This window comes from Polyangiaceae bacterium (assembly GCA_020633205.1).
Taxonomy (GTDB): domain Bacteria; phylum Myxococcota_A; class Polyangia; order Polyangiales; family Polyangiaceae; genus JAHBVY01.
Window position 1 is genome coordinate 213,426 of the sequence record JACKEB010000017.1, and the last position, 15,067, is coordinate 228,492.

17 protein-coding genes are annotated in these 15,067 nt (G+C 62.2%); 11 read left to right on the top strand and 6 right to left on the bottom strand.

Annotation, left to right across the window (positions count from 1 at the left end; all coding sequences use genetic code 11):
* Positions 1 to 118: 118 nt before the first annotated feature.
* Positions 119 to 706 (bottom strand): protogloblin ApPgb, encoded by a 588-nt coding sequence (locus H6718_27325; GenBank protein ID MCB9589156.1) that lies wholly within the window; start codon positions 704 to 706, stop codon positions 119 to 121.
* 139 nt (positions 707 to 845) lie between these two features.
* Positions 846 to 1,508, bottom strand: coding sequence for a winged helix-turn-helix transcriptional regulator (locus tag H6718_27330; protein ID MCB9589157.1), 663 nt, complete (start codon positions 1,506 to 1,508; stop codon positions 846 to 848).
* A 150-nt stretch (positions 1,509 to 1,658) separates the two neighbouring features.
* On the opposite strand from H6718_27330, the gene H6718_27335 reads away from it, so the two are divergent.
* The 3 genes from H6718_27335 to H6718_27345 are packed head-to-tail and all read left to right on the top strand — an operon-like array spanning position 1,659 to position 3,486.
* Complete coding sequence (locus H6718_27335; protein MCB9589158.1) at positions 1,659 to 2,351, top strand: hypothetical protein; 693 nt, start codon at positions 1,659 to 1,661, stop codon at positions 2,349 to 2,351.
* Between the two features lie 26 nt (positions 2,352 to 2,377).
* Entirely contained in the window at positions 2,378 to 3,031 is a 654-nt protein-coding gene (locus H6718_27340; GenBank protein MCB9589159.1) for a hypothetical protein, read from the top strand.
* A gap of 47 nt (positions 3,032 to 3,078) precedes the next feature.
* Positions 3,079 to 3,486 (top strand): hypothetical protein, encoded by a 408-nt coding sequence (locus tag H6718_27345; protein MCB9589160.1) that lies wholly within the window; start codon positions 3,079 to 3,081, stop codon positions 3,484 to 3,486.
* Between the two features lie 104 nt (positions 3,487 to 3,590).
* Here the strand turns inward: H6718_27345 and H6718_27350 are convergent, their stop codons facing one another.
* Positions 3,591 to 4,037, bottom strand: a complete 447-nt coding sequence (locus H6718_27350) for an SRPBCC domain-containing protein (protein ID MCB9589161.1) — start codon at positions 4,035 to 4,037, stop codon at positions 3,591 to 3,593.
* Between the two features lie 228 nt (positions 4,038 to 4,265).
* Here H6718_27350 and H6718_27355 point away from each other — a divergent pair, with 228 nt between their 5' ends.
* The 3 genes from H6718_27355 (at position 4,266) to H6718_27365 (ending at position 6,021) form a co-directional block, all read left to right on the top strand.
* Complete coding sequence (locus H6718_27355) at positions 4,266 to 4,640, top strand: VOC family protein (protein MCB9589162.1); 375 nt, start codon at positions 4,266 to 4,268, stop codon at positions 4,638 to 4,640.
* 99 nt (positions 4,641 to 4,739) lie between these two features.
* The gene (locus tag H6718_27360; protein ID MCB9589163.1) at positions 4,740 to 5,249 is read left to right on the top strand and encodes a hypothetical protein; all 510 of its coding nucleotides are present in this window, start codon (positions 4,740 to 4,742) and stop codon (positions 5,247 to 5,249) included.
* Between the two features lie 73 nt (positions 5,250 to 5,322).
* A complete protein-coding gene (locus tag H6718_27365) occupies positions 5,323 to 6,021 on the top strand; it encodes a hypothetical protein (protein ID MCB9589164.1) in 699 nt (232 codons plus the stop codon).
* 42 nt (positions 6,022 to 6,063) lie between these two features.
* Here H6718_27365 and H6718_27370 read toward each other — a convergent pair whose 3' ends face one another.
* The 3 genes from H6718_27370 to nrfH form a co-directional block, all read right to left on the bottom strand.
* The gene (locus H6718_27370) at positions 6,064 to 7,341 is read right to left on the bottom strand and encodes a redoxin family protein (GenBank protein MCB9589165.1); all 1,278 of its coding nucleotides are present in this window, start codon (positions 7,339 to 7,341) and stop codon (positions 6,064 to 6,066) included.
* Between the two features lie 284 nt (positions 7,342 to 7,625).
* On the bottom strand, positions 7,626 to 9,146 hold the full coding sequence (locus tag H6718_27375; GenBank protein MCB9589166.1) for an ammonia-forming cytochrome c nitrite reductase subunit c552: 1,521 nt from the start codon (positions 9,144 to 9,146) through the stop codon (positions 7,626 to 7,628).
* A gap of 4 nt (positions 9,147 to 9,150) precedes the next feature.
* Positions 9,151 to 9,684 carry a cytochrome c nitrite reductase small subunit gene (gene nrfH / locus H6718_27380; protein MCB9589167.1) on the bottom strand — a complete coding sequence of 178 codons (534 nt, stop codon included), beginning with the start codon at positions 9,682 to 9,684 and terminating at the stop codon, positions 9,151 to 9,153.
* A gap of 329 nt (positions 9,685 to 10,013) precedes the next feature.
* On the opposite strand from nrfH, the gene H6718_27385 reads away from it, so the two are divergent.
* From H6718_27385 to H6718_27405, 5 genes are all read left to right on the top strand, one after another.
* The gene (locus H6718_27385) at positions 10,014 to 11,246 is read left to right on the top strand and encodes a hypothetical protein (protein MCB9589168.1); all 1,233 of its coding nucleotides are present in this window, start codon (positions 10,014 to 10,016) and stop codon (positions 11,244 to 11,246) included.
* 400 nt (positions 11,247 to 11,646) lie between these two features.
* Complete coding sequence (locus H6718_27390) at positions 11,647 to 12,918, top strand: hypothetical protein (GenBank protein MCB9589169.1); 1,272 nt, start codon at positions 11,647 to 11,649, stop codon at positions 12,916 to 12,918.
* A gap of 53 nt (positions 12,919 to 12,971) precedes the next feature.
* Entirely contained in the window at positions 12,972 to 13,580 is a 609-nt protein-coding gene (locus tag H6718_27395; protein ID MCB9589170.1) for a DUF4145 domain-containing protein, read from the top strand.
* Positions 13,581 to 14,179: 599 nt separating this feature from the next.
* Complete coding sequence (locus tag H6718_27400; GenBank protein MCB9589171.1) at positions 14,180 to 14,749, top strand: transposase; 570 nt, start codon at positions 14,180 to 14,182, stop codon at positions 14,747 to 14,749.
* Between the two features lie 38 nt (positions 14,750 to 14,787).
* Positions 14,788 to 15,012, top strand: a complete 225-nt coding sequence (locus H6718_27405; protein ID MCB9589172.1) for a helix-turn-helix domain-containing protein — start codon at positions 14,788 to 14,790, stop codon at positions 15,010 to 15,012.
* Positions 15,013 to 15,067 lie beyond the last annotated feature (55 nt).

Consider the following 15,067-nt stretch of genomic DNA (forward strand, 5'->3'; position numbering starts at 1 on the left):
CATTTGCCATGGGATATCGGGGCGGTTCCTCGTCGCAGGTTTCCCTGGGGTAACCAGCCTCAGCGGATTGTCGGCCGGTTGAGCTGGTGTTCTCTCGAGGGGCCGCCCCGCGCTGGGTCTAGAAGTCTCCGTCCTTCACATAAGGGTGGCTCCACAGCGTTACCTGCAACAGGCAAGCCTTGAGCCAAGCCTGGTACATCCGCTCGACGTCGGCAGATGAGTGGCCCGCTTTGCCCAGGAACGGACGCAGAGTGAAGGTGACCGGGAAGACCAGGGCGAACAAGTCCCTGAAGGGCACGATCGCCGTGGAGTCGGCGCCGTCGGTCTGGTTCTTCTTGGTGCGATGGTGCCGCAACCCGATCTCGTGTTGGTAGTCGAGCCAAGCTTGGTCGTAACGTGCGCTGGCAGTGTCCAGGATCCAGCGCCCGAAGCGTTTCCTCACGGCTTCGAGGTACTTCGGTATCGGTTGACCATCCTTCGGGTTGGTGAACGAGGCGAGCAAGTGCGGCTGGCTCCCCACGAAGCCGTACCAGACATCTAGGATTTCTTCGACGTAGTCTTTGACCACGTCGTGGGACATGTGCAGGTAACGCACGTCCTCGGCGTCGAACAAAACGCTCTTTTGCATGCGATCAAAGTCGGCGAGCGTAATGGGAGAGCGCACCAGGCTGCTGCTCCCGTGGGTGTAACCAGGGATCGAGGTCATTGCTAATACTCCCGCGGAGCATAGCTCCGCTGTGCAGTCATCCGAGGTGGTCCCGGACGCTGTGAGTCAACCCGCGCCCGCAGGCGTGCACAGCTCCGCATGTTTATCCGCACGGAACTACTTGGGGAAGCCTGGACGACTAAGCGTCTGCGCAGAAGCGCGCCCACACGGCTTCACGCTGGGCAGGCTCCGCGCGCTCATGCTCCGGGCAATCGATCCGCAGTTGGGCTGCGGCGAGGGGAGCATCTACGAGCGCGCAATGATGTGGGGCCTTCCCCTTGTGGACATGCGGACGAAATTGGGTGCAGGTCACGCACATTCCACTCAGCGGCACCTGGCCGCGCTCTTGCAGCCCTCGAATCATCTTCACGACTCCCGCGAAGAACGCTTGCTGCTCGTTGGCATTCAGCTCACCAACCGCTTCCGCTAGGAACTCGGGCCAGGCGCGCGCGGTCGTCCCCAACACGGCGCCTTGCTTGGTCGGCTCGAGCAAGCTCGCTCGCGGATGCCGCGGATCCGGCTTCTTCACCACGAGCTGTTTCGCCACCAACACCTTCACGGACTCGCTGATCGTGGGCAGCGTCACCCCCAGGCGCTGACTCAGCTCAGAGCCGGTCAATGGTCCCTCCCCGACGAGTAGCCCAAGGATTTGTCCTTGGGTCGGCGAGAGGCCGGCCTGATTCGCCTGCTGCCAATCCTGCTGCTTCAGGGCGAGCCCGATCTTGTGTAGCCCGGTCGCAATTCGCGCCTCGATGGGTTCCGAGTGCTGTTCGAAGTAGGGCAAACGCTTCTTCGGACTCATATTCGGAGTCCTAACTTAGGAGTCCGAAGTTGTCAAGGCACTAAGAGTCGCGCGGCGTTCGACCAAACGTCTGAAGACTCGCGTCTGCTTAACGCGGAGGAAGTGGCGGCTATTTGTCCCCGTAACTCAGAACATCTCAGGAGACTTGCTTTGACTGCCCTCACCCCCAAATCCCTCCTCCCCCTCGCCTTCTTGGCCCTCGGCGCCTGCACGCCCCTACGCATGGCCGCCCCATCGGACTTGGGCCAGGACGTCGAAGTCCTGGAGACCAGCGGCCGCAGCAGCGCGCGCGGATCCCTCATCGACGAGAGCTTCAACCTCGGCCCCTACGCCGTGACGGCCGTCGACCGTGACTGGACCACCAGCCAAACCTTTTCCTCCGGGAATCAATCTCACGAAAACCTACGCGCTGGATACACCTACAAGTTCGGCGGCGGTGACTCACCCGCCTACGAAGGGCTGTGCGCCTATCGTCAAAACAAGGGCGAGGCAAACTTTGGATCGATGAGCATCACTTCTCGGCATGGCGTCTTGACCTGCCGCTGCGAAGCGAAGAGCGGCGAGTTCATCAACGCCCGATTGCAAGGTGACGGCGGCAAGGCGGTTGGCAACGTGACCTTCGGGAAAGAGACGCTGGTCATCACCTCGGTGCACGACGCCCAGGGCGGCGCACGGGTCAGCGACGCGATCGGCTATCGCATTGAAGGAGACTCCGGCCTCGCCGCTGCCGAGGCAGTGGCGCCCGGGCGCGTGTGGCTGCGTCGCGACCTGCGCCAAGACGAGCGCGCGGCGTTCAGCTGCCTGTTCAGTGGAATGATGTTGTTCGATCCACCAGACAACTGAACTAGGCGCTGAGCTATCCTCTCAGCATGAGAGTGACCTGGCTCTGGGCAGCGTGTTTGTTAGTTGGATGCTCGGGCTCCGCAACCGGAGGGAGGCCTGAGAGTGGCGGCGCCAGTGGTTCCGGTGGCGCCAGTGGTTCCGGCGGCTCAGCCGCGACCGGGGGGGACGCGGGAGCGACTGCCTCTGGCAACGGCGAAACACCCGAGTGCGGGAAGCCCTGCGTAGATCCCCACGGATGTTATCCCTGCGCGGAGGGCAGCCAGCGCAGCGTGCTCGACACCATCCAGTACTGCGTCAGCGGCTGCTGGGACACGGAACCTCCTCCGAACCCGAGCTGCAGCCTGTACGGCCGACTGTTCCGCGTCGGGAGCAAACATCTCGACGCCTACGACTGCAACGAGTGCGAGTGTATCGCGAACCCCGACGCGACTGGCTGGGGTTGCACGAAGAAGGCTTGTGGCGGCTGCAAAGAGCTGAGTGGCGTCAGCTACGTAGCGAGGGACCCCAAGGAGTGCGCGGTCATCGACTACGCTTGTCCCGCCAACACCGAAGGCTTTGGGGACGACTGCGGCTGCGGCTGCCGCCAGAACCCCGACTGCGCGGAGACCTATGACTGCTCGAACGGCTGCGAGCGCGACGTGATCGAGACGTGGTGCCCTTTCTCGGCCATCCTGGAGTAGAAACACTTGGCGAAACCATTCACGCCAGGGCGCGTAGACTGACAACCATGCGCTGGCTCCGTCTCGCCAAAGTGGGCCTGGTGCTCTGCGTCACCTACACGCTCTTGGCAGCGCTGATCAGCGTCTACACCGTCCCCGCCCAGCTGTTCAGCCTGAGCCTCGCTCTGTGGCTCAGTATCTTCGCGCTGGGGACCTGGCGCTTCGTGGCGCTCTGCTACGCCGCACGGAAACGGGCCGCGCCCAACAGCAGTCGCTTGGAGTTCGTCGACGCAGCGCTCTTCAACCTGATCGGCGTCGTCGGCGCAGGTCCGTTTGGAGCGGCGTTGATCCTCGGCAGTGTCAACCAGCCGCCAGGTACACTGTGGAAGGGGCTGTTGTTCGGCTCGCTGGGTGTGATCGGAGCGGTCTTGAGCTACGTCGACCTCCAGCGCACGCTCGGCGCCAGAGACGACTGAGCTACTTCAGCGGTTGCTTGCTGAGCCAGGTGCAGGCGAACTCGTTGCCGAGGCAGCCTACCCCAACAAGGCGCCTCCCGAATACGAGAGGCGCCTTGCGTGTCTCAGTCCCAGTCGATGCTGATCAGCACGTCGTTGGGAAACGCCGCTCCCTTGCCAGCCTCGTGCAGCTGCTTGAGGCTCATCAGGAAGGTGCCCCACTTCATGCTGCAGTGACCCATGAAGTCGACCTGCTCGCGCCAGCCGGCGTGCTTGAAGCGAATCGTGGTGCCTTTGCCCTCGGGGGAGAGATCCCAAATCACCTTCGTGCCTACCCACTCCGGAGGACCTTCGATCACCTCCCAAACCACGCGCTTCTCTGGAGTGGCTTCCAGCACTTTCATCTTGAAGCCGCCTCGCTCGCCGAAGCGGAAGTGGATCACGCCGCCCTTCTCAGCGTCGCCAGTGGTGTCGCTAGTCCACCAGTCGCTCAAGCGCTGGCAGTCGGCGAGGGAATCATAAACTGCACGGGGCGAGGCCTGAACACCCAGGCGATGCATGATGTCGAACATTCTCGAGTTCTCCTATCGTGGGGAAAGTTACCGCCGGCGTCAGCACCGGCACGCCACTCATCATGGAGAGCGAGGCGCCGAGGTGTGAGTTACAACGGTGTCGGGATTCTGAGCGCCTGATGAATGAGCAAGAATCCAACGCATTAGCGCGTACCCTTGAGCGACGCGCAGCGGGGCACAAAGGTTAACGCTTCGGGGCGACGCCCGCCTTCCGGAAAACAGCCAGCCATGAAGCTCAACCACACCATCGTCCACTGCACCGACCAAGCTCGCTCCGCGTTGTTCCTCGCGGAACTATTTGGGCGCCCAGCTCCCACCCGCTTCGGCCACTTCCACGTCGTGACCCTCGACAACGACGTGTCCCTCGACTACATGGCAGTCAAGCCGCCCATCGCAGCTCAGCACTACGCCTTCCTCGTCAGCGAAGAAGACTTCAGCGCGATCTTCGAGCGCATCCAAGCGCGAGGTCTCGAGTACTGGGCTGACCCCGCCCTGCGCCGCTCGGGACAAATCAACACCCACGACGGCGGTCGCGGTGTCTACTTCAAGGATCCCGATGGCCACCTGATGGAAGCGCTGACGGTGCCTTACGGTGGTTGGTAGCTTCTCTTATCTTGTTGAGGGGGAGGGGATTCGTCTCGTCCAGAGTCTCTTTGAGAGACATCGTTGACAAATGTCAACACGCCGTCATCCTCTCTTATCATGCCAAGTCACAACTTCACGCTGCTCCTGAGCCAACCCAACGTTGATGAGGAAACCGCTGCCGATCACCTCTATGGTGGGAGTTGCGACGATGCGCTGTTGAGTGTCTCGGGAGGGGTCTACGAATTGGAGTTCGACCGCGAAGCGCCCTCACTCAAGGGAGCGATAACGTCCGCGATCCGCGACGTGCGCCGCGCAAACATCGGCAGCCGCGTGCTTCGAGTGGTCCCCGATGACCTAGCCAACGCCAACACCATCGCTGAGCGGTCAGGCAAGACACGTCAGGCAGTAGCGTTGTGGGTGAGAGGCGAACGCGGAGACGGCTTTCCACCACCGAAGACCAAAGTCGGCGCTTCTCCGGTCTGGAGCTGGCTCACGGTGGCGCAATGGCTGGCCGCACGAAGTGAAGTGACAACCAAAACCGTCGAAGACGCCGCCACGATCTTGGAAGTCAACGCGATGCTGGAGCGCGCTCCAGCTAAAACCTCGAGGAAACGTTCGGAGGGTTGAACCATCAAGGCTGCATCTCCCGCAATCGAGCTTCGGCGCTTGTCCAGTCATACAGCACGACTAAACTCCCGCGGTGACTTCCAGAGTGCAGATCCTCCCGGTCGTGGAGATCACGGTGTTCTCGTTCTCGGAGCGAGCCGCGCCTGCCGCAAACTGTAGCCAAGAAGAGTTCAGGGACTACGAGCGCCAGTGCGCCCGGGACGCCGGGCTCGATCACTTGAGGCCGGTCTCAGAGTCGCGCCCGGGCAACTGGTTCTACGAGCTAGCTCAGCTCGCCGATCCGCACTCCCTGGAAGCGCTGGCAAAGCACGCCCTGGACACCACCCTGGAAGACGGCGAGGAGTTTCCCGGAGTGGAAGATCTCGAGGAAGCTTTCAGTGCGTTCGATGGGGGGCTCGTCGTGTTCGTCGAAGGCGAGCTCTTCAGCGTGCCCGGCTGTTGTTGTGACTTGGGGGAGATTGACCCGTGGCGCGAAGCCGTCGAGCAACAAACCACGGAGTGGGTCGAGCCGTGGACGGGGCACGACTACGACGCGATCAGGATCCGCTACAACCCAAGCTCCAGCTTGATCGAACTCGAGTTCTCAGAGTGGCTCAAGCAGGACTGGGGTCGTGGGCTGAGTCTATCGGCAGAAGATGCCCTGGCGCAGCTCGTCGCCACGCGGAAAGAACAGGAGCACCTCGCGACGCGCCTCGCGGAGTGCATGCCGAGTATTGTGCCCCATGTGTCGCGCGAGCCTCTGGCTCGCCTGTTTGCCGGACTACGGAGATAGCTCAGTTACCTGCTCCGACGAACCGACTTCCACACTGGGAGTTCACTCTGGATGAGCGAAGCGCTCCAGCGTTCGTTCGAGGACACGTCTAACTCGGTCAGCATCCGTCGACTCCAGACGCGCGACCAACTTTGCCTCTGCGTCGAAGATCCAGACAACCGGCAGAGCCTTTGCGCCCCGCAGGTGCTGCTGCACGACCGGCGAGTCTGCATCGACCACTTCGACACGCCGAACCGCGAGGTTCGGGTGCGTCGAAGCGAGCTCCCGGAGCGCGCGATCAATGTGTCCGCAGGGGTGACACCACTCCGCCCAGAAGTCGATCACCGTCACCTTCCCGGGTACCGTCGCCTTGGCCAGGTCGAAAGACATGCCGCCGCGCGCGAGATCACGGACGTCGTCTCGGTCCGGATGATCGGGACCTTCAGCGTTGTGCTCATCAGCATGCCCGTGCTCGTCAGCATGCCCGTGGCCGTCAGCTTGCCCGTGGTCATGCCCATGCTCGTCGTCATGCCCATGCTCATCCTCGTGGCCCTCGTCGCCCTTCGGCTCTCCCCAGGCGTGGAACCTCCCGGAAATACCTAAACTGACGAATACAGGGATCTCCATCTGCCCGCCCTGTGAGTCCAGAGTAAACGGCTTGCTGAATGACAGCTCGACCGCGGTCGACTCCACCTGGCGCCAGGCTGCCCCGACACCAGCGATCAGATCCGTCCGTCCGCTGTTCTTCGCGGGCTCCCGCCCGTTCTCCCAGCTCGCCTGACCTTCGTGATACAGCTGCGGGCCGGCAAAGAAACTCCACGTGGAAATGCCAAAGTCGTAGTGTGCGTTGACGCCAAGGCTAAAGGTCGCACCACCCCGGTAGCCGTGGCGATTCGTGGCGTACGGGACGCGAGCACTGGACCAGGCGCTCATCAAGAGCGGCCCGATGCCAGTCGACGCCTCCACTCCCAACAGCGGGTCTACGGTCCCACTCCCGAAGAAGGCATGCTGGTGTTTGATACCCTGCCGCCCCAAAGCGAACGGATTTGGCTCAGTCCTACCGGTTGGCAGCGACGCGCCAAATCGCAGGTCCAAGAGCAGCGTCGAAGACAGACTGGGCTGCACCAAGCGATAACGACTAAGGAGCCGCAGGTCCCCTGGGCCGAAGAGCGTCTCATCTCGATGATGAATGCTCTCGAAGTCCGGCACCTCCTTGCCTTCAGCATCAAGAAAGCTTGCGTGCGCCTTCACCATGCGAAGCGGGAGCGACAGCTCGATTTCCGTGCGGGAAGACAGCGCGAGGGCAACCAGCGGCGTGAACTCGAAGATATCCTGAGACACCTGGTGGGTCTGGACCTCTTCTGCGCCTTGCTCGACTTGGTCCGGATCGACCTCGTGGCTGCCGTCAACACGCGTACCTGTGCCCGTCAGGCTCAGGCGCAGTTGGCCAGCTGAGAGATCGTGGGATCGGCGCTCACCTCCACCCGGGAGGCTAGGGTTACTTCAGGCGGGTCACCCGGCTGCCCACGCTGGGAGCGTCCAGGTCAGCAGCACGACGATCACGCCAGCTGCCCAGAAGACGATGAACTTCACGCTGCCAGCTTCGACCACTCTCGAACCGCTGTCTAGTGTCCAGGCGACTCAGAACCCGCTGGAGCCGCGGTGGAGGCGGCTGGCGCGCCTGGCGGCACCTCAGGAGCGGCAACAGAGGGTACACTCCGCTTCACGGCTGAAAGCTCCCCTTGTCGAGCGTAGTCGATGGCGAGCGCCAGAATCCGGGCCGTTTCCTGAGGAGCATGGAACCCCATGCTGTTCTCCGCCGCCACGAAATCCAAGCGCCACTGCGCCTTGCGCTGAAGGTCCCGCGCTGCCTTCAGCTCATCGTCAGTGGCTCCCCCCGCCTTCGCGGCGACCACGGCATCGATCAGGGCGACGATCGCCTTTCCTCCGCGTTGCAGCAGCTCATGGTGGCGTTCTTGAATTCCATCGACTCGTCCCAGCAGTTCCTTCTCGTCAGCACGGTGGCATGACTGGCACGCACGGTTGACGTTCAAGAGTGGGCTCCGCACCCAATGGTCGCTGACTTTCGACGCGCCCTCCCGCATGTAAGGCATGTGGCAGTCTGCGCACGATACTCCGGCACGGGCGTGAATGCCCTGACTCCAGATCTCGAACTCGGGGTGCTGCGCCTTCAGGACCGCAGCACCCGTCTCCTTGTGCTTGAAGTCGTAGAACTGGTCACCATTGGCGAACTTGGTCTCATCCCAGAACTTCTCGGCGTCCTCGACGCGCAGCCCATTCCCCCAAGGAAACGTAAGTGTCATCTCTTTCGCGCAGTAGTACTCGACATGACACTGGCCGCACACGAAGGAGCGCATCTCGTTGCGAGTGGCATCTCGGTTCGGGTCGTACGTCCCCTTCCGGCCGGCCTCGCGCCAGCGAGCGATCGAGGGTATGGCGGGCACCCCAGCCTCGGAGTTCGCCAACGCGGCGATCCCTTGGATGAATCCAGGACGGGTAACCCGGAGCTGCATGGTCGTCGGCTCGTGACAGTCGGGGCAGCTCACAGGGTGTGCATGCCCAGAATCGTGGAGCCGCTTGTTGAGGTCCTGGTAAGAGTACTTGTAGCTCGTCTCGAACCCCTTCATCGCGTCACCACCGCCGAGCTCGCGGTAGAGCGGCATGATGGAAGCGTGGCAGTGCAGGCACGAACCCGACTGCGGCTTGGTCAGGCGCTTCGTTGACTCTTGATCGTGCAGCATGAAGGCGTGGCCCCGCCGATCCCGGTAATCAATCGAAAAGGCGTAGCCCAGGAACATGCGGGCTAGCCACGGATCACGCTCGATCTTCTGCGCTGGCAGGGTCTCGCTGCCTCCATGACCTCCAAAGCGCGTCGCCGTTCTCTGCGCCGTCTGCCGGTAGCTGTCGTACTGTGCTGGCCAGTTCCTCCCCCACTTCTCAGGATCTGTGTCTTGCTCAGTGACCTCCACGACTCGAGTAAACGTGTGGCGCTTTTCAGCCTGGCGCTCGGAGATATTCACCAGGAGGGCAGCTATCCCTCCGGAAACCACTGCCGTAGCCAAAAGCAGTCCGAGAAGGACGCTCTTGCGTTGGTACCAGCGAAGCTCCGATGCATTGCTCGTCATGACTCTACTTCCTCGAGGCTGAACTCTGTGGGCCCCCGACTAATGCGCGAACCCCGTGTCCAACGCCGGCGTGACAGTGTGTGCAGCGCAGGCTGGCATCGTGGCTCGGGTCCACAATGAGCCCGCTGCCATGGCTCTCTCCAAACGAATCGCGGACGACGGCGTCGTGACAGCGTCGGCAGTTCGCTTCCAGGATTCGCTCTCCAGCAGGTCCTACTCGAAGGGGTTCATCGAAAGTTTGGGTCGTGAACTTCTCACCATGCCTCCACCCATTCTCGAGCTTTGCGACGTACTTGGCAGGAAACTCCGCGGGCAGGTGGCAGTCGACGCATACTGCAGAAGTGTGGTGGCTGGCGCGCTGCCAGCCGTCATACTGAGGCTGCATGATATGGCAGTTGGCGCAGGCGTCTGGGTCCGTCTTCAGGTACGACAACCCTTCGGCATAGCGAAAGGTATGCGAACCGACTCCGATCGCGACTCCGAACGCGACGACAAGACCGACGCGGAGTGCTGCGGTAGGTAGTCGCAATCGACGCACCGACGCCTCATAGCACACGTGCCGCCACTGCCCTGCGAAACGCTTTCGCCCAACCCCCGGAGTCACGAAAACAACGCGCGCTTTGCTCCCGCCCGGCGGGGCGCCACAGGGGTCAATATTGCCGCACGGCAATAAAAGGCACCCTCGCCGCGCAGCTCCCAATCGTTACCCCCCAACGGCTGAGCAGACAACTCACTCGCCTCTTCGCGGGCCTGCGGGCTAGTTCGACGGATAGCTGTCGTTTGGATGGCAAGGGTTCGTCGGCGAATCGACCCGCATCCCCTATCTATCACCCGACCCCTCCTCTTCGCTGCACGTAGGGTTGAAGCATGGGGAAGCGACGAGCATTGGGCGCGCGCCTTGGCGCGCTGGGCGTGGTTCTTGTAGTTAGCTTGGGGTTCAACACCGCATGCGACGGAGACAGCAGCAGCAAGCGCAAAACCGGCGGAGACGCCGGGGCGCAGTGCGAGATGCGCGATGAGTGCGAGACCGACGCGGGGGGCGTCTTCGACTGCTGCGACGGGCAGTGCGTGCAAGGCAACATCGGAGAGTGTCGAGACTCCGCCGACTGCGGAGGCTTCGCCTGTGAGCGCCTCGATCCGAACGATTGCTTGGGTCGCTGCGTAGGCGGCTTTGGCGGGAACAGCGGCTCCGGCGGTACGAGCGCAGGTGCGGGCGGCAGCGGTGCCACGAGCGCAGGCGCTGGCGGATCCGGTGGCGCTGGGGGCAGCACGATCGGGGGAGCTGGAGGCAACCCAAGCGGAGGCGCCGCGGGTAGCGCGGGAACGGGAGGCAGCGCTGGAACAGGAGGCAGCGCTGGAGCCGCCGGGATGTCCTCAGGCGGTTCCGCAGGGCAAAACGCTGGCGGTACCGCGGGGATGAGCAGCGGCGGTAGCGCAGGTAGCGGAGCCGGCGGCGCCGCAGGAACGTCGGCGGGCGGCATGAGCAGCGGCGGCACAGGGGGCAGTGCTACCGCAGGCAGCGGAACCGGCGGCACGGCAACGGGGGGCACGGCTGGGAGCGGCGGCTCGATGGGCGGCGAAGGCGACCCGTGTACGCAAACCAGTGACTGCCACAACGTGTGCGCCACCGGCAGTGGCTCTCCCCCCCAAACCCACGTCTATTCGCAAATCTGCCAGGGCAACAAATGCCAGCGCTACGGACGCCTCGAGACGTGCGGCCTCAAGTGCAACGGTCAGCAGCTGATGCAAACGGTGTGCAGCGCCGGCGCGTGTCAGATCGACTCCCTCGTCGAGGACTGCTCGACGAAGCTCTACGGCGGCAGCGAAGCCGGCTGCTACGCGTGCGAAGACTTGAGCCCCTCGCGCTGCCAACTCCAAGGCAGCAACGGCGTGTGGGGTCCCTGGGTGCCGGCAGCCAGCACCGATGAGAAGCACGGCAGCTGCAGCACCGGCAACCCAAGCCTCGTCTGGCACAAGCACTACTGCAACAACCCCGCACCAACCTGCGGCGGGATCTGGTGCTACTGGACCACCGGCGCCCCCGGCGGCCCCTCCTCCGACGATCAACCCGAGTTCCGCTGCGGCCCCCCGCCTCCTTGAGGCGGAAGCCAACCCGGGGCGATCTGCCTTAGGCTGCGTCAGCTAATTCCACACGGCTGCAAAACCACAAGTGTGCGCCGCCTTCCTTTCGACGGCAACACGCCGGTTGGGCACGCGGACTCCACCTGGCTACAGGGTGGACCCCCGACAATCCGCCGCTCCCCAAAGCCTTGCTCGATTGAATCACAACCGACGCGGGGCCACGCGTCGCGCGTCCTCAGCGGAGGAGAGTCCGGAGATCAGGGGCTCAAGGGCGCTGGCATAGCCAAAGCGGACCTCAGCAAGCGCTCGCGCGGCTGCGAGGTCCATGCGGCGCCGACATTGCGCTATCTTGCGGCTTCGTAGGCTCCCAGGATTGAGAAGGTGTAACCTCGTCCTCGGGCTCGCACAAAGCGCCGCCATGCCGAAGAAGACAGCCTGGAAGAAGAAGTTTGATGCAGCTTCTATTGTCGCTCGCGTCTCGGAGTGCAGGCGCAGCGGGGCGAACCCTCGCATCGAGTTTGAAGGTGGAGAGGGAGTCGCTTTCACCACTAGGGTGCACGCGACGGTAGCAACCCTCTACTCTGCTTTGGAGTGGCCGACAGGTCTAGAACCTGAGGAACGTCACCTCGCAATCGGACGGGGAATTGGCGCGATAGCAGCCGAAAAGAGCATCACCCCGGAAAATCTACTCTCGAGCATTCAGCGTGAAGCGGCAAAGATCCACGCCCGCGCCTGGCAACCATTCGTAGTTCAAACGTCGGTCTCTCTTCCTCACGACGCTCGAATTCGGTCCAGAATCCTCGCTTGCGGCGCATGCAGGTTTCACCGAATCCAGAAGTGGGACCTCACTGCCATCAACCACTACTTGTCTGATGCCCTGCCCGGGGGCTACGACTCACCCCACTTCAAGTGGGTGACGGTACACGCGTACGGAAGGACCGAAAACATGGCCCTTCGTCGCGCGACTCATTCGTTTGACGTGCTACGTGGCATCTGGAATCTGTCCATCCTGCACGGAACCTGGAAACTCTATTTAGGGGCACACCCGAAACCACTCTCCCGCCTCACAATGGGCCCTCTCGCAACCCTGCATGATTCCAGCACTCACGTGCCCACCGGTGCGTTCCAATACAATCAGGCGGCCCTCATCGGTGCGAATCAAGTTTGGGAAGGCAATCAGAGCAACCTCTTCAAATTTGAGCGTCGGGTAGCGAATATCTTGAAGGCCTCTAATGTCCTCGATTTCGTTCAGGACGGCCTAGTCTCCTATGTAAGAGCTCTAGATCATGCACAACCGCTCGACGCGTTTCACGGTCTCTGGAGAGTTTTCGAATACCTGACCGGGGGACTCAACGGCGCGTATGACACGAACGTCGAGAGAGCCCTCGCCTGCTATCCTGCCCGTGCAAACCACAGCTATATCAGGCAGGAGTTGCTGCACTTGCAGAGTCTCAGAAATCAATTGGTACATGAGGGTAACCAACCACCTGAGCTATCTGAATCCACGCAACAACTGCTAAACCACATCCACATTCTACTTCACAACTGGATATTCGTTTTCGGGTCCTTCCGATCTCCAGAGGAGGTCTGGGCGTTTCTCGACCTGCCATATGAAGAATCCGCACTAAGACGGCTGCGATCGCTCGCCGATCGAAGCCTAGCGCTGCGGTATCCGCGAACTATTGGATAGTAAGAACCAGACGCTCAGGCGAGGCGTGCACCACAGAACAATGCGGAGAACACATGATTCGATTTGATGGGCATCGGCGAGTCACCAAGCTCGACGGCACAAGTGAAGACGCGTGGTTCGGGTATACCTGCGGTCACTGCGGCACTCGTGTCGCGGGAGCGGTGGTCGCCGTATACACGGCTAAGAGCGGGACTCGCGTAAATCGCTGGTTGGCGTGTCCGGAATGCGCTCTAGGATCCGTTGAGGTTCAGGGCGTCGTCTTCCCGGCCATCAAGTTTGGCCCTGCGATAGAAGGGCTTCCGGATGATGTCCAGTTCGCCTACGAGGAAGCCAGGCGCTGTTTGCAGGTTAACGCCTACACTGCGGCAGAACTAGTCTGCCGAAAGATCCTAATGCACGTCGCTGTTGATAAGGGGGCTCCTGAAGGCGAGAGTTTTGCGGCATACTTGGCCGCGCTGGAATCCCTGGGATACGTGACGCCGCCGATGAAGCCCTGGGTCGATCTCATTCGGCGCCATGGGAATCAAGCCACTCATCGGCTGGCCGCCAGCGACGCCGCCCGCGCTGAAAGCACGGTCATGTTCACAGCCGAACTGCTCAGGATGGTATACGAAATGGCTCACATGGCACGTAGGTATACTCCAGACAATCCGACCTCATAGGCCTTCTCAAAGCATCGCTATCCCACTCCAGCACGCGAAAACACGCACAGTTGGTGAAAGGAAGTGTTCCGCCTAACACCGCATGGTTTTTCTGCCACATCGGCCGTAAAAACGCGCACTAATTGTTGTTGAGAGCGAAGGGCGCGAACCCTGCTCGCGTCGCGCCGGTCTACCTGATAGACAGGTTGATGTGAACGGGCGAAAGACAGCAAAGGCGCGCTCCTCGGGCAAGAGACGCACCGGGGGTTCCTCGAAGAAGAATCTGCCTCGTGTACCGCGAACCTTCGAGGCGGAGTCCGAATCACGGCGACTCCTGGAAGAGGCTATGGCTCCCTGGCGAGTAACTCGCTGGGAAGCGAACGACTTCGGGATCGATGCCGTGGTGGAGATTACTCAGCCGGTCTCGGGCACGACGGATTCCGAAGCGACCGGGAAGTTGTTCGGCGTTCAGCTCAAGGCCACGGACAGTGAAGAAGAACCCAAAGCTCTCTCGGTAGCGACGGGCCATCTGCGCTACCCCCCAGTCTCAGGGAAGTTGTCACCCTCAGCTGATCGGCTGAGTACTCGTGCAACCTCTGGGGGCGGTCAGGACATGACCGATGACGATTCAATACAGCGAGCGATTCAAGGCTCGCATGGTGGAGCGCATGCTGCGGCGAGGCGGTCCTTCTGCCTACGCGCTTTCGCAGGAGGTTGGCGTGTCGCAGCCGACGCTCTCGCGGTGGAAGCGTGAGGCCGCTAGCCTGTTCGATGTGAGCGACGAGACAGAGCAACCAGAGCCTGAGCGTCGTCCTGAGGACTGGACGGCGGAAGAGAAGTTCAACGCAGTGGTCGAGGCGGCGGCGGTTGATGACGCTGACCTCGGAGTGTGGTTACGCCGCAAGGGCTTGAAGGAGGAGCACTTGCGACAGTGGCGCGCAATGATGCGTGAAGGGTTCTCCAAGCCTCGTCGCGCCACCACTCCGGAGGCAGCCGCGCGGAAAGAGATTCAGAGGCTCGAGAAGGAGCTTCAGCGCAAGGAGAAGGCGCTCGCGGAGACCGCTGCGCTCCTAGTGCTTCAGGGAAAAGTGAAGGCCTTGTGGGCGGAAAAGGGCGCCGACACGAGGCCGATGAGCGACACGCCCTCCTCGGCGCCGTTGAAGAAGCGCAAGCGAAAGGGGCGACGCTGAGGCGCTGCGCTCAGGTAGTCGGCCTGAGCCTACGCACCTTGCAGCGCTGGAAACGAGTTGGCGGTGGTGAGGATGGGCGCCACGGTCCCAACACAGTGCCGAGGAACAAGCTGACTCCGGGAGAGGAGAAGCGCCTGCTCGCGGTGCTGACCTCGCCCGAATTCCGCGACCTGTCGCCTCGGCAGGTGATTCCGGCCCTCGCGGAGCGGGGCGAGTACATCGCCAGCGAGGCGACTGCGTATCGCTTGCTGCGCGCGTGTTGACGATCGCGAAGAGGCGCGGAAGTTCGGTGAAGTTCACCGGTGAAATGCGCGCGCG